We start from the raw sequence: 16,021 nt of genomic DNA, 5'->3' as shown, positions 1-16,021 counted from the left end.
TTATTTTATCCAAGGATGATTTGGTAATGGGGTTTGATTAAAAATGCTTGGCTTAGATAATTGGTTAAACAAGTTATTGGGAACAGAGACACCTTGCATTAAATCCATCTCACCTCTGTAAAGCATAGATGAATACTTATTGGGAATTGATGTCTTGATAATTGTGAACGGTTGTTTATCTAAACCAAAATTTAATCTTCCGAAATTTGTAGCATCTTCGGCAGAGGTTGCGAACAATTTTCCTGTTTCATATCCTGGAGAACTTCTTATGCCATTAATTGCAATATCATCAAGTTCTGACTTAGAAACGGCACGAAATAATGTCGTACTTTCACCTTCAGCTGCAGCACCAAATTTACTAAAAGATGCTTTCTTAACCAATACTATTTCGGCCACTTTTTCCAAGGCGTATCCTGCTCCATACTGTACATCGGCAGCGCTATAATTGTCCCAATTGGTTATTATCTCCGTGGCCCCATCTACCAGGCTTTGTGATATTCCTCCTCCAAGAGTATTATACATATATCCTACATAGCCCTCCAGAGAAGTAAAAGGACTAACGATTCCTTTTACAGTACCTTTAAATCCATCATAAAAACCAGAGGCTACATTAGCGGCTACACTCGATTTCTTTTCAATCCTGGTATCTTTAACTAATACTTCTGGTAGTAAATTCTCACATTCCGGACAGCCATCATCTCCCTGGGTGCTGGTACTTCCGTTATTCGTTCCCCCTGATGGTGTGATACTCAATCCTACATTCCTCAAAGAGGCAAAGGCAGTTCTAGCCGCCGTTCCATTTAATCCCGAACCGACGTATTGATAAAACAGTTCCACAATAGCCATTAGTTCATCCTGCTGCTTTAGAACTTCTATCAGTCCATGATCTCCGCCAATATAATAGGCAGCGGTATAGGGGTCCATGGCCTGCATACCTATAGCCATACTCATATGAAAGCCCTGTAAGCCCATCGGGTCAACTGTAGTTACGGGATTACAGCCCATGGCATGATAAGGACTTAATACTTGTTGCCCACCGGCATCCGCCATAGGATCAACGCTTAAGAACCTGCCTAATTGTGGATCGTACTGCCGGTTGTTAAAGTCCATCCATCTTAGTCCCTGCTCTTCTCTGTACTCATTGCCCTGATAGCGCTGACGGTTGAGTAAAGAACCTGCTGCGGCTGAGCCCATACCGGCCATCGGTAAACCATAGGGGTAATAGTGTTTCTCCTCAATCAATACACCGGGCTCTAAAGTTACGGACATATTATCAAAGAATGTCGCTGATTGGGTCTGATTGCTTTGGTACACGGCAATATATCCGTTCTTAGGCATCTCGATGGTCTCTTCTTCTTCGGTACCGATCTTTCTCCACTGCCCTTCGCCATCAGCCTGCCACAGGCGGCTGTACTCGGACACCAGTTTCATGTCTTCATCGAAGAACAGGTAGTTTAAAAAGGCTTTGGGTTTGTTGGGGTCTTCACTGGCTTGCTGTAAAGCGGTATAGGCATCTTTGGCTTCGGTGCTGTTGAACATCTGGTTGGCCATATCGTTGCCGATCCCGGTCTCTCCACCCGGAAGGGCGCTGGCGGCACCCGCCATACTGCTTACGATATTGTCAAACAGGCTTTCTCCGGTGCTTTCTGTTGGGGTATTGGGCTGTAAGCTGTTGTAAAAGGTATTGGTATTGATGCTGATCTTATCGCCAGCCATTACTTTTAAAACAATAGAGGTTCCTACGGTTTTGGCTTGGGTACTGGCATCAAGCAAGGCGGCTTTGGTATCGTTGCTGCTGAGGCTGCCGGGTTTTTCTTCCCGTACATTGCTGACATTTTCAAACACTTGTTCTTCTACAGCGGCATTGGCAGCTTCATAACCGGCACTATAGTTTTGGGTTCTTCCCGTACCTCCCGGGCCGATCACCTCGGTAAGGGCAGAAGCGATAATGCTGCGGATATTGCCTAAATGGTCTTTAACGAAGTATTGTTCCTGGGGTTGGGCTTTACTCATATCGGTACGCCCTTCGGCGGTACTCAGGTATTGCAGGACTTCGTTTTTATACACGCCATTGGCGATATAGTTCAGTTTGGTCGTTGCAGCACCTTCTATACTGATTTCCTGTACTTTATTGCCTCCGGCATCGTAACTGTAGCGGATGGTATTGCCATTGCTGAAGCTTACTTGCTGGGGTTTGTTAAAGAAGGTATAGGTGATACCGGTGATACTTTTTGATTTGTCTTCGGTCAGGTTACCGCTGGCATCATAACTATAGCCTTGAGCTGTGCCTTGCTGGAAGTCGCCCACGCCGTAATTGCTGGGGTTCTGGTCGATCACTTTGTCTATTTTATTGCTGTTGGGCAGGTAGGTATAGACTAAACGGTCCAAAGCTACGGGGCTCAGGCTACCGGAGACCATCGCAATACCGCTACGACGTAGGTTAATGATATTGCCATTAATATCATAAGCCATAGACTCCGCAAAGTTCTTGTTATCTACATTCCAGGCGGTAGGTACACTATTACCTGATGTTGCTGCTTCATTGTAATTGGCCAGAGTCATTTTCCCGGTGCTATCATACCAGTATCCATATGCATTCGCCTTTACATTGCCACCGCCGGAGCCTCTCCATAACATACCGGCTATCTGACCATCATATCTTGATGTTTCAAAGCCGTAGTCGTAACGCAGGGCTTCTCCAAAGGTTACGCCTTTACCGCCGTTGTTACCGGTCAGGGCATATTGTTCGTTGATCCCGGTCAGCTCGCCCCTTACATTATAGGTATACTGCTGGCTTTCAGCATTATTACCGAACACCTTTTCTTTTACCCTACCCATTTCATCGTAGGTATAGGCCACCATAGGTTCCCAGTCTTTGTCATTGATCTTGCGGTTGCTTTGCTGCAAGCGGCCGCTATAGTCTTCATAGGTATGGCTAGTCAGCTGCAGGCTACGTTTATTGCCGCTGCTTAAGCTTGCGTTATGGCTGAGTATATTAAACAGTACCTGCCCGGCTACATTATATTGTGTGGCTGCGCTGTCTTTAGCACCGGTAGCATTCTGGCTTATACTATAGATTACCCTGCCCATACTGTCATAAAAGACTTTGCCATAGGTCCAATCCTGTAAACCGGTGCCGGCTCCGGGTGCTTTGATCACTTTTACTGCCGTAGCGGTAAGCCGGGCAAAGCTACTGGGGCCTTGTACATAGGCTTCTGCGGTAGCCGCTGTGCTCAAATAGGGTTGGATTAAGGTATTACTAAGGGTTTCGCTGCTTAAGGGAGTATTGGTATAGCTGTCGTAATAGTTATAGCTCAGGACTTCGGTATTAGTCACACCGGTTTGTGGCGGCAGGCTTCCTTTACCGGCGCCCCAGATATAATAATGGGCCTGGGTAGTCGCCGTGGCCGATCCGCCTGTAGCGGCCTGACCCTGCCAGTAGGCACGGCTTTGGTTGTCGGTCAGTAAACCGGTGGCGATAATGCGGTTTTTGCGGTCATAATAGACCAGTTCCCAGATGCCTTTGGCTGCTTCTAAAGGCGAACGGCGCATCACGGTCTTACCTACTTTATCGTAGACCAGTTCGGTAAAACCTGTTTCTCCGGGTTTATGTACGGCTATTTGTCTTCCTTTCGCATCGTATTGGTATTCAAAACACAGTTCTTTCAAAATATCGGTTGTCATGGTCCAATTGGCCTTGATCGCATCTACGGCTTTTGGGCTGATCGTAAACCGAAGTCTGCCAAAAAGATCATAAACATAATAGGTGATGGCATATATTCTGGCGGTCACATTACCATCGATATCGGTTATTTTCTGTACAAAGGTGCATTCATATACTAGCCGGCCGCTAAGATCAGAAAAGGCTATTTTTGTGGCCCCGTCCACATTCGTGATGCGGATACCCTGCAGGCTGCCTACAGGATAAACGGCAGTACTCACCGGTATTCCGTTGTTTATGGTCCAGATGCGGATATTGGCTTCGGGTTTTGTAACGGCATCTACACCCAGGTTAAGAATGCCAGTCGATTTTGTACCTCTATTCTGCCCTATGCGGCTTTTGCCGGGGGCATAGTCTGTGACGCTGCGCTCACTTGCCGTAGCCGTATTTTTGGTCAATCCGACAGAAATCACCGCATCGGTAGCCAGGTTTCCTGATTCTTCAGGATGGCGCTGAATACCATTATGATAACTGATAGACTCCAAATAGGCGCTCTGGTTATAGCTCTTTTCGCCGGAGGAATAGGACATAAAGCTATAGCGTTCGGCCATAGACCGGGTATCTACCGGTATTACGGTATGCTGGTATGCGCCCCCTGAGGTTCTGAAGGTATTGCGCATCACTTTTTGTTCTGCCATACCCTGGGCATTGGTGTATGTGGTGCTGACAACTACTTTATCCGGACTGGCACTAAGCACTTGTCCTACATCCGTTATACGGATTTTTGGTACATAAGTACGGCTATAATTGACCCGTCCTTTGGTCGTATTGTTAGGCATTGGTATGGTAACCGTAGAGGCGCCGGGTACAGCCGTTTCGGTTAACTTGGGAATATTGGGTTTTATTACTTGTGCTGTGGCCTCTGTAATATCGTTTGCCCAGAGCAAGCCCAACAATAAACTATATATATATCTGGATTGAAGAACATTCATCGTATTCAATTCTTTTTCTGATTATTGATTCGGGTTTAGTTTGTTGGATCGCTATTAATGCCATACTCTGTATGAATCAGGATATTACCTAGCTGATCGCGGGTGAATACCATCCTGCCTATGGCATCGTATTCATAGAAAGTCATACGGCCCAGGGCATCGGTGGTTACCGAGGTACCAAATAAAGGCGTGTACCGGTAGTTTTCCATCACCGCATTGGCCGGGTGGATACGCAATTCTTCCAGGGCAATATTGCTGCTGTTGCTATGGAAACCGATTTTCTGATTGGCCGCTGTTGGGGTAAACAGCACTTCGTATTGTCTGTATTCGCCTTTCTTCGCGATCTCTGTCAGGGTAAACTGGGTACCGCCTTCTATCCCAAACTGGGGTACCGCATTAGCAGAAGCCCAGAAAGTAGCTCTGTAAGCCTTATTGGTTTCAAGGGTATTGATATATACTTCTTTGCTACTACCGGCATTGGCTTCCAGTACATATACGCCCTTACCAATCAAGGGTGCATTGACGGGTATGCCAAAGTTTATGGAAGGCACACTCATGCTGTTGCCATTATAAACACTGCGGTGCTGCGGGTTAAAATAAAGGTTCTGCTCCCCATCTTTATCAAAACCGGCATACACAATCTCGGTGCTCCTGGCATTAGCCACATCCGCAATTTTCTTACCAATAGTGGTATCCCAGATCATAGATTTATATGCATCGGATTGCGGCACATAGGTCTCTGTAGGATTGCCTTTTTCATTAAACAGCTGCACATTGGTCATTTCTTCCAGATAAGCCGGCAAAGTTGTGGGATTGGTATAGGCGTTGATAATTTGCTGTGCAGTATTGGGCTGACTTCCCATATAGGTTGCATAGTCCAGCGGCTGATCTAAAGCCGTTCCGTACACTATTTTATTGACCACTGTATTATTGGCAGTAGTATATTTATAAATTGATGCACTTAATAACTTGGAGCTGCTGTTGCGGGTACCGGCATTGGTGCCATTATACCATGTCTCTGAAGCCACAATACGTTCCATATCATCGGTGGTCATTTTGCTTAAAGCCACATCGCTGCCGGATGGAATATCGTAGTTATAGATACTTACCTGTTCTGTATAATTGCCATCGCTGTTTTGCTGACGAACACTTTTCATATTCTGCCTGCTGTCATAACTGTAAGTGCTGGTCTCCGCAAGGTACTGTGTATTGGAGACATAGCTACGAGCTATTTTCTGGCTTAGTAAAGCATAGCCTTTATAAGGTCTGTAGGGATCTTTGGTGATCTTATAGTCCCGGATATTGGCGCAAGGTACATCCGGATCATTGTAGACACTTAGTCCGTCAATCACATGGGTCACTACATTATTTGATTCATTTACTTTTAGGCTGATGGCGCTACCAGTATCGGTAATAAAATTATAGGCATACTGCTCTTCTTTCTGGATCAGGCCATTATTATCATAGCTTTTTACATTGACTGGCAGCCCCATTTCCCAACTGCGTACATATTGTTTGCGCGTAAACGGAAAGCCTACATAGGATTGCCCGCCACCGGCGACGAGCAGCCTTGGAGCACTGGCACCTTCTTTAAAGTTGGTAAACTGGTATATGGTACTACCCAACACCTGATTATCTATGTTGCGTTGTGTCTCGGTTACATTGCTGTAACCGTGGTTGGTACCTCGTGCAAAATAACCCGGGTTCATAAAGTTTTCATAGCGGTAGAATTTCTGTATTGTGCCGCTTGCATTAGCGAAGTGACTGCTGATATCGTAAATGCCTCCGGGAAGGAAATACTGACCGCCACTATATGTATAGCTTATGGTATTTTTATAGCCCGGATCATTTACATCGCTGATCTCAATAGAATTTACCCTTAGGCCATCTCCGATGGTGCCGGAGCCATACCAGGTGACCCCGGAGGGGATAAGAGCCGAAGATATTGCACTAAGCCCTTCCTGAGCGCTATAGTTAAAGGTGGCTTTGCTCCCGGTGCCTGTTGTAATGCTGTTTAAGATACCATATTGCATGGAAGCGGCATCGGAATTACGATTACTAAGATCGGGTAAGGAATGTCCTTTTTGCCCCAATACAGTCGTTCCGCCATTATAATATCCATAAAAATCCAGTCCTTTACCATATCTTCTTTGCTTGTTGGCATTATAGCTAAAGGTATAAAGTGGATTGGCATTGGTGCCATCCAATATATTGACCCCTTTAAGCTTCAGGCTGTAGCGATCAGGTTCATCATTAAGGTAGGTATTACTTTCGGTTTGCGGATTGGCAGCAGATGGGGTATGAAAATAGCTATAATCAAAGAGATATTTCAATTGCTTATCCTGTTCCTGGTATAATACAGCGTTCAGCTTTGGGTAAAAAGGATAAATCCCGTTATTGCTTCTGCCGGCAAACTCCAGGCGCTGGTTAAGGGTATCGTATTCCAAAGTAATACGTTTACCATAAGGGAAATCGATTCCGCTGACCAGTAAAAAAGTGTCTACTCGCAAAAAGTAAGGATTGGCGCTCCCGTTGGCAAAGGTGTCCACAGATGAACTGCTTACATCTTTAATTTGCGTCCAGGAGGAGTCGGCCGAAAATCCGAGGGGCATAATAAAGGTTTTGTAGCTATAGGACACCTGTTCATTTTCAGTACTCATCACTTTATCCAGCTTCCAGGTATTAACAATCCTTGTCTCTTCTCCCTTAATAGATAAAACATCATAAATACCGCAGTTCATCGTGTGCAGAAAGGGGAAAATATTCCTGAAATAAGGAGTTACTTTGCGGATCTCGCGGATTGCAGGACTGAAGTAATAGGTCAGACCATTGTCCTTGTCTGTAACCCTGATATTAAATTCCTGTACGGTATTCATTGCAGGTACCTGGCTGGGATGCACATAAGGCTGATCTCCGTTCAGGAAAGTAACCTCGTACCGTTCCTGGCTGCTCACAAAGATACCTCCGTCCCAGCCCACCTGGAAAGAGAACTGGACATTACCTACATTAAAAAAATAATCGTCGCTCTCCGGGTCGCGGTAGACGTTCTGATCGGCTCTCTGGCTACCGTTTTCCTTACTGACAATCAGACGGCCTTTATAGTTATTATACCGGATTAGCATATCTGCTCTTTTGATATATTCCGGGGTGAGCTCGACACCGCCGCTATACCATTCGTCAGGCAGCCCTTTGACGGATCTTACTACCGAACCCGCCGTACTGAGCGACCAGTGCGTTCCGGCAACACCGGCAAACTCCCGCACGGGAACACCTTTGGTATTATAGGAAAGGGAAACACCCAAATCATTGTTCTTTAACTGGTAGGTAGTTATTGGTATATTTACATTAGCCACACCGGTATACAGATCGGTGCTATAAAGCTTACTCACATCCTGGCTGTAGCCGCTTCCGGCTCCTGCCAGAAAGCACAACAGCAGCACTACGTTTTTAACGGAGCGTTTTACCATGTTCTATTATTTTATTGTTGATTGATTATTAATAAAAGATTCGGAATCTTTCCTATCCAAAAAGAAAGCAGCAAGGCAAGTTGCTACATCTGGCAAGGGAAAAAAGCGTATTGAAAATATTTGTTAAAAAAGAGCAAAAGTAAATCACTATACGGAGAACACGAAAAATAATTTTTATATAGAATAAATATTTAATAAACACTATTAGCAATACATATGTTTGATAATAACATGAAATAAATCTCACTAAAATAATTAAATTGTTTTTTTGATCTTGAAAGTGTAAAGTGTACTCAGGTACATATACTTATTTTTGAACACATTTCCCTTAATAAAAGGTATTGATATAGCAAACGTTTATCCTTAATCCAGCATTATTTTAAAATTTATGTGCTTCTTTTCCACTCCCGAAAAGCACTAAAAGACAGCCAATATAATAGGATCGGACGGCACTGCGCGCGCATAATGTTTTGCTGTAAAAAACAGCAAAACACCCTTCGGGAATTTATAGCGCTCAGTTTGCTCGATCCCATGTTTCAATTGTTTTCTTTTTTCCCTTTTCTTTTGGGGAAATTTCATTTAAGGGGAAGGGTTTCTATAGCGATTTTATGACCGTTTATTCTCTTAGTTCGGTTTGCATTTTGATCTCCATAATTGCAAAATAATTTGTGTTTATTTTTTTGTACCAATTTAATTTGACCCCTCTCATTAAGCTTGATTTATGTAGTTAAAGGCTTAGTATTTGCTCAGAAAATTGGACTTGTCCTTAGTCCATGTATCATCTCAATGAGTGTCATTTGCATCACGAGAATTGTTTTGGTTGATCCCGATTTTCATGCCGCTGTTTTTCTTAAGTACGGGGTTGTATGGCTTGCTAAAGGCATGGTTTGTAGGGGGGTATTTTATTATGATGAGGCGGATGTTCTGGCCTTAATGGAACTTAATAAAGTGCAATAATATGGCTAAGGCTTGTTCGGGATTTGGTGCATGTATCCCTCCTGCAGTTGCCCATGTGCAAATCTATTTTGTGAATGCGGGGTGTCCTGTAGAGTAGGCGCGCGCATTCTTTGAATGCTATACCGCACTTAATTGAAGATATACAAACGGAAGCCCTGTGCGCAATTGGAAGAAGGCAGCTTGGGAGTGGAGATGGCATTAAGCCGTAATGGATTTTATTAATATGAAACGTTTCTTGTATTGGTGATGGGCGGGATTTTTAGCACCAAAACTCAATAGAAGCACCGAAGTTTAAATTTAGTAAAAGTATCATAGTAGCACGGTCTGCCCGCCTATTGTCAATAGAATGTTAGTAGTTCGGGTTTTTGGCCAATTAAATTATAACGGTACTAACGATTTATAAATACCCTTTTGATCAATCTGTTAATATTTTTGTAAGAATACTGTTCTTTAATTTGCCAATTATCAAAAGAATCAAAATTTTTATATTCAGTCTTTTCATTAAGATCTTCTTGTTTTTCTAAAATGAGTTGTTGTTTTTCATTATAATAGTAATTTTTAATCATAGGATTGGCGAAAGCATCCTCATACCATTCTTTTTTGGAAAGCAACCCTTTATCATAATGGTATATTATACTGTCATTTAATACACCGTTCCTAATATGTTTATGTAATATTACTTGATTAGTTTTATTGTATTGATACAGATTTTTGGCATCTAAATATGAACTTTTAAACCACTCTTCAATTAAATTTCCTCTTGAATCATACTTAAAAGAAGTCTTCTTGAGTATATCACCAGTTTTTTTAGAAATAGCTGACACGTCAACCAATTTGTTTTTTTCGTATGCATTTCTATATTCTAATATATTCACTTTGTTATTTTCAGTTGTTGTGAGTTGTATTATGTTGCCATATTCATCTAGTTTTCTTTCAAATATTTGATTTGAATTTTTGAAATGTAAAAGAGTGTTACTCTCTATACAATTCCCATTTGAATCAAATACATCATTAGTAGTTTGGTTAAGAGTATCATTAACATAATATTTCCTATTGCCCGAAACAAGTATGCCGTTTTTTAGCTCAAATAATTGAATTGTCTCTAATTTTTGAATACCATTTTTAAACACATAAATACTATCTATGATTTTAATAGTATTGGGATTAAGTGTTATTTCTTTTGGTAATAAATTATTTTTTATTGATTTGGATTTCGAATTTTGTCCAAAAGAAGTGCTAAAAAACAAAAGACTTATAAAACTGATGAAGATTGTCAAATAGACTTTTATTTTAGATTTTGTCATTTAATTAGAATCATTTTTTGTATTAAGTTATTGGATTCGTCCGAGTCTGCGGTAGCCTGACCGCTAACTGATTAGATATTTGCGATGGTGCGGTAATAGCGTTCCGTCAGCCGAGTTTTGCACTAAAGTTAAATTGAATTACTAAAGTTCAGCCTTTGTTCGTCAGCTGCAGTATGTTTATTTGAAATATTGGTAGTCATACTTTTTATGTAGTTCTTTTGAGTTGTCGTAAACCATATATTCCTTAATCAATAATCCGTTTTCTGAAAATACGTATTCAATTGTAGGACTTTTCCAAGCACCTTTAGTTGCTTCAATTTTTTCGCCAACGCAAACTGATTCATATTTTGTCCAACTACTATCAGAATAAACGTAATTCGTTGTATAAAAAATGTCGCGTTGCTTAATTTCTCCAATTGAACCATACTTCTGAAATTTTATTATCGTCTTTAATCTTCCTTGGTTGTCATATTTCAAACTATCTGTGTAGCGTTCTTCAAAAGGTCCTGTCATTTCTTTAATCAAAATAAGTCTGTTTTTATTGTCGTAAAAGTAATTTTCAGCAGTATTTAGTTCATAAGACGCCTCATTTGTGGAATAGTGATCATTTAATTCTTTAGAAAAATTATGAACGTAATAAAAATGTTTTGCTGTGATTCTGTTTAACGAGTCGTAATAGAACTTAGTCAATTGGGCAGAAATATTATTTGAGTTTTTATAACAATTGGATTTGAAAATAATTTTCCCATTACTATTGTACAAATACTTTTGTATTTCTATGACTTTTTCAGTCAGATTTTCATTTGATACTGTACTAATAAAACATAAAATTGTATCGGCAGAAGTTTTGTATACATTCTTGTATTTAAATTTACTGTTAGTATAATAAAACAAAATTTTTCTTCCTAAAGTATCATACTTAGTAATTGTATTTTGGTTTGGCGGATTATGAAGAGTGTCAAACTTCACCCTAATATTGTTTTTAAAAGCGACGCTATCAATGACATAAAAAAATTTTAATGGGTCATCTTGTCCGAATAGGTTTATGCTCATTAAAAAAGTGGCAGTTAAAATAAGTAGAATTCTCATATAACGGTAGGGTTCTGAATATTGCAGGCAACGTTTTGGGTATTGCCGTAGGTGGAGAATTTGTGGCTGTAAGCTGAAATTCTGCGTCAAAGCAAGGCAAAACAACTTTATATGAGTTTAAATTTAAGAAAAAAACGAACATAATTCGTTTTTGGTGGTGATTAGCTCAAGGAGAACTACCGCAGATACTACGAGCAAGAAATAATTTTCAATACTCCTAGCCGGACAGCAGTAACAAATAAAGCCCCTTCATAAATGAAGGAGCTTTATTTGTTACTTACTTGTGTCTCGTTCTGAAATATCGATTAGTGTTTTTCTATAACTATCTCACATTGTTAAACAAAACATGCTTATTGCTTCTAATTTTATAGTAACTATTCAATTTTGACGACTTTTTTATAGATCACATTTTTATCTGTAAAAATTACAATGTTATATAAGCCATTAGAAAACTTAGACAAATTAATTAAAGATGTGTTTTCTTTACTACTTAGTATCATCGAACCTTTGCTGTCGTAAACATTAATGGTATTGACAGTAACATCAAGTGGATGTATAATTTTAAATATACCTGTCGAGGGGTTTGGAACAATTTCAACACTAATCTTATCCCCAGTACTAGTTTGATGATCACTTATATTACCCGTTTTTGGTTGGTTCTCCAAAACTACCGCGGTTTGATGATAACGTACTGTATCCTTTTGAGAATTGAGTGTAGCGTAAACAACATGATAAGTTCCTGGTTGAGAGAAAATTACAAAAGGATATTGTTCATCCGAAGTGTTTCCATCTCCGAAATCCCAATGGTGATAGGTGTTGTTAGGATTAAATTTTCCAGTGACCTGAAAGCCATCTTTTTGCCAATCCATGGTATCGTTTATGAGATAAATATCACCTTTGTTATTATCTTTGAACTCGTCGGCATATGCCATTCTAAACTGACCATCTTCTTTGTATATTTTTACGCCATAATCGGGTGCATATTCACATGTGATACAGGAGCCTAGTTGTCTCTTTAACTTAATATTTCCTCCAAGTAATGTTGCTGTTTCTTGGAAGAAAAATTGCACCCCTCCACCTCCATAAGTTCTCCATAGTTCGACATTATAATCTTGTCCATTTTGAAATCCTCTTACGGTTATCTGATCATTAGGTGTACCTGCAGGAGGAGACCCCATACCTTGATTAGGAATACAATATGGTTGTAAATAAGGGTCGTTAGCCCAATAAAAATATACACTATATAGCCAGCCGTAGGCCTTGTGACCTGAATGGCTTGAATTGTATATAATACCCGTGGTTGGATCCTCTTGCCCTATACCACCTGGAGTTATGCTTATTAATGGTGCCAATTCCCTATGAGGAGTAAATTCATCAGTTGCAAAAGGCATATTGTCAAAAAAAGCATGTAATGCTGGGAAATGGAGATTCCGTTTATTGTCACTTTCATAACCGTAGCGATATAGTCCGGCCCCGGCAGCTCCACTACAGCCAGATGCCCACATACCTTTGTGAAATTCTACATCTGTACAGGTATCCGCTTTTCCCATTTCATCAGACATGCCCATTTCACCGAAAAGCACTGGCTTTCTGGTAGTTTCAGGAAACATTTCTGAACCGTTATGTCCATATAACTGTGTACTGACATTTTTTGCCCTTTTTATTGGGACCCCTATGTCCTTGCCATAATGATGCGGAGATCGAAAATCAAAGGCAGAGTTGCTTGTTGGATTTTGTACATTAGCCGGATCTTGTAGAGAAATATCTCGAAAGCTAATCGTTGCCATGTGATAAGGATAAAGAGACTTAAAATAGTTTGCTGTATTCACAGCCCAATCGTAAACGATGTCACGGGTAGCACTATTATTTTCATAATGCAGATTATTCCCTTTCTGTATTCCATCAACTTCGTTACATATTTCATAGGCAGCCAGGTTGGGGGAATAGCCGTAACGCGCCTGGATATAGAACAACCTCTTTTTGTATACATCATTAAACAAATTTGTTTTGGAAAAAACATCTAAGGGCTCATATATACCATAATTTGTTAAAGCAGCATAAGGATGAGCAGGCCATTCTGTTTCGCTCACATTACCACATTTATAGGCGCTTTCAATATGAAAAACCTGATCTGTTTCCGTTAAGAGGATACTGTAGACATTTCTACTTTCTATTTTATCTAATACTTTATCCAGGCTGTTGGCACTAAATTGTCTTTTGAAATTTTCATTTGGTTTCCTATTAGCGCCATATACTCTGGCTTCTTCCCATTCCAATGCGAAATTGTGTATGTCCATGGGCATGCGAATAAAGTTTCCGCCCTGATCCGCAAGATTAGTGATGTGTCCTATATACTCTGTAACATCATTTGGCTGCATCATACTACCGCATTGATTCGGACCATTATTATGAATGAGCGGACCGAAATCCTGTCCGATTGGAAAAAACGTATTGCCCCCTTCAAACTGAAATCTGTTATGCGGACCTATTGATACCGGTCCGGGTTTGCCTATATCAATGCAGTCAAAATGCCCGTCAAACGTCCCAATGACTGATCCGTTAACTATTAATTCAAGATGTACAGTCCAATATCCAACCGCATTTGGTGCAAATCTGATTCTGAAGGGTTTGTTAGATTTATTTTGAGTGTATGATGTGCCATTGTTCGTAGATGTAATATCACGATAGTAAAAACCGAATCTTTCGTAAGAATTTGAGCCGTTTGTATATATTCCTTTTAGTTTGATTTGGTCATAGTCATACGGATTTATGGCTCCGGCAGTTATTACACCATTTAAGAAATCTTCTACCTGTTGATCTACGGTTAATGGAAGGGAAATGCCTATTTCAAACCTGTCCCATTTACCAATATTTGTCCACCCGTTTGGGTGATATGAAATGGGATCAAAACTCCCTGGTTTAATTGCAGCACGGTAGCGCCCATTTTGAGAAAATGCATTTATATCTGTAACTGATTGTAGCAGAATCTCCTGACTAGCTTGAATGTCCAATACAGCATCATTGGAAACTTGGCCAGTCATAAATACTTTATATTCATTGCTAATAAACATGTTCCCGGTGTTCATGCCTCCGCTATTTAAAATATACGGCGGTGGAGGGACTTGTCCAATTGCAGTACAATTTAGTACAACAAACAATATCATTAAATATCTCATAACTAGTGTTTTTGTAGATGATTAATTTCTTTTTGTTGTGCATCCAGTTTCTTCTGTAGTTCGATGGTATATAGTGTTAGTTCCTCAATTTTTTTTAACAGCACTGCGCTGATCTCAGCCACTTCAATACCATCTTTACTTACCTCTTGAGCACTAGGCACCTCGGGTAGGTGTTTATTGGCTATAATGAAGGCTTCTACTTCTTGCAGGGGCATTAATTTATAGTCTTGTTCAAATACATAATCGGCCCAGTGTGTTGCAGTAGAAATGGCTACCCTTACTTCTTTAGCGAGTATGGTACCATCTACGCTCAACATAGCATTAGCAGCCACTCCGTTAGGCAATGGTCTACCCATTCCTATATGCGTTTTGCCACTACCATATACCACAAAAGTCTCGTCCCCATTGGTATTCGTTACAGTATTAAGAACTGACAGCGCTTTTATATGGTCTCTGTTTACAAAAAGTTGTGTATTATAAACGGCTGGCGGATTAGGGAAATTTACCGGGAAACCGGAATTGGCCGTAATTCGCTGCCCGATTCTGTTCTTGGCAAATACATTCAACGCGACGCCCCCATTACGGACAGGAGTTCCTACTTCCAGATAGTTTCCTGTGGCAACGTAGCCGCCGCCCCTGGCAATCTCTACATCACCATAACACAAGCTATTGAGCTTTAAAGCGGGAATTGGTACTGGTGCGCTGCCTTCCTCTGTTAGAAGAGCATACTTGCCGATGTCATAGCCATAGTCAATAAGCCCATTAGCTCCGTCATTGTTGAAATCCAGCATATTGGGACTGGCACTGTGCACCACACCTGCTCTGGTATTGAAAATAGAAAGGGAGCTGCTGTTGTAAGGTTTAATACAGGTAGTAGGCAATTCAACGAATGGTCCGGCAAAACCAAAGGCTAAGACCTTTCCACCACCAGATAAGTTTTGCAAACTGATTTTCACATTGTCTGTCGCAGTACCGACTAGTATACCGGGAGTTAAGACCCCTCCCAACAATTTAGAACTACCTGTTACGGTCAGTTTTTCACCGATATCGACATTGCCGGGCACGGTAATATTATTTTGTCCCTGAGTATAAGCTTTAAAGCTTGAGATCACTAGGATCAAGAGTGTAATTTTTTTCATAAAAAAGATTAAAATAGATGAGTAAATAAAAATAGTTATGTGGCTTAATACATTGATGTAGGATATTGAAAATTCCGGTAGCGATCCCAACTCTAATGGATTTAACTTTTTAGTTTTTCATAAATTCCTACTTTATTAATTGTTATTAATAACACAAAATTGAACTTATTATAAATAAAAAAATGTCCCTAAATCTAGGGACATCATTAATCGATTAAATACTAAGAGTGGTCTTT

At 40.6% G+C, this 16,021-nt stretch carries 6 protein-coding genes; all 6 read right to left on the bottom strand.

Features of this window, described 5'->3' with window-relative positions; genetic code table 11:
- On the bottom strand, window positions 1-4,653 hold the full coding sequence (locus tag DBR32_RS12430; RefSeq protein WP_124636660.1) for an RHS repeat-associated core domain-containing protein: 4,653 nt from the start codon (window positions 4,651-4,653) through the stop codon (window positions 1-3).
- Between the two features lie 35 nt (window positions 4,654-4,688).
- Window positions 4,689-8,120, bottom strand: a complete 3,432-nt coding sequence (locus DBR32_RS12425; protein ID WP_124636659.1) for a hypothetical protein — start codon at window positions 8,118-8,120, stop codon at window positions 4,689-4,691.
- A gap of 1,346 nt (window positions 8,121-9,466) precedes the next feature.
- The gene (locus tag DBR32_RS12420; protein WP_124636658.1) at window positions 9,467-10,381 is read right to left on the bottom strand and encodes a hypothetical protein; all 915 of its coding nucleotides are present in this window, start codon (window positions 10,379-10,381) and stop codon (window positions 9,467-9,469) included.
- A 177-nt stretch (window positions 10,382-10,558) separates the two neighbouring features.
- A complete protein-coding gene (locus DBR32_RS12415) occupies window positions 10,559-11,470 on the bottom strand; it encodes a hypothetical protein (protein WP_124636657.1) in 912 nt (303 codons plus the stop codon).
- 374 nt (window positions 11,471-11,844) lie between these two features.
- Window positions 11,845-14,646, bottom strand: coding sequence for a T9SS type A sorting domain-containing protein (locus tag DBR32_RS12410; RefSeq protein WP_124636656.1), 2,802 nt, complete (start codon window positions 14,644-14,646; stop codon window positions 11,845-11,847).
- Between the two features lie 2 nt (window positions 14,647-14,648).
- Window positions 14,649-15,785, bottom strand: a complete 1,137-nt coding sequence (locus DBR32_RS12405; protein ID WP_124636655.1) for a hypothetical protein — start codon at window positions 15,783-15,785, stop codon at window positions 14,649-14,651.
- Window positions 15,786-16,021: the final 236 nt, after the last annotated feature.

Source organism: Taibaiella sp. KBW10, from assembly GCF_003852495.1.
Classification (GTDB): Bacteria; Bacteroidota; Bacteroidia; order Chitinophagales; family Chitinophagaceae; genus Edaphocola.
Note: the sequence above shows the minus strand (reverse complement) of the source record. Positions and strands in the feature narration are given on the sequence as shown.

Bases quoted from the DNA above. Each gene is read 5' to 3' on its own strand.
- DBR32_RS12430 (WP_124636660.1), bottom strand. From the start codon at position 4,653: ATGAATGTTCTTCAATCCAGATATATATATAGTTTATTGTTGGGCTTG.
- DBR32_RS12425 (WP_124636659.1), bottom strand. From the start codon at position 8,120: ATGGTAAAACGCTCCGTTAAAAACGTAGTGCTGCTGTTGTGCTTTCTG.
- DBR32_RS12420 (WP_124636658.1), bottom strand. From the start codon at position 10,381: ATGACAAAATCTAAAATAAAAGTCTATTTGACAATCTTCATCAGTTTT.
- DBR32_RS12415 (WP_124636657.1), bottom strand. From the start codon at position 11,470: ATGAGAATTCTACTTATTTTAACTGCCACTTTTTTAATGAGCATAAAC.
- DBR32_RS12410 (WP_124636656.1), bottom strand. From the start codon at position 14,646: ATGAGATATTTAATGATATTGTTTGTTGTACTAAATTGTACTGCAATT.
- DBR32_RS12405 (WP_124636655.1), bottom strand. From the start codon at position 15,785: ATGAAAAAAATTACACTCTTGATCCTAGTGATCTCAAGCTTTAAAGCT.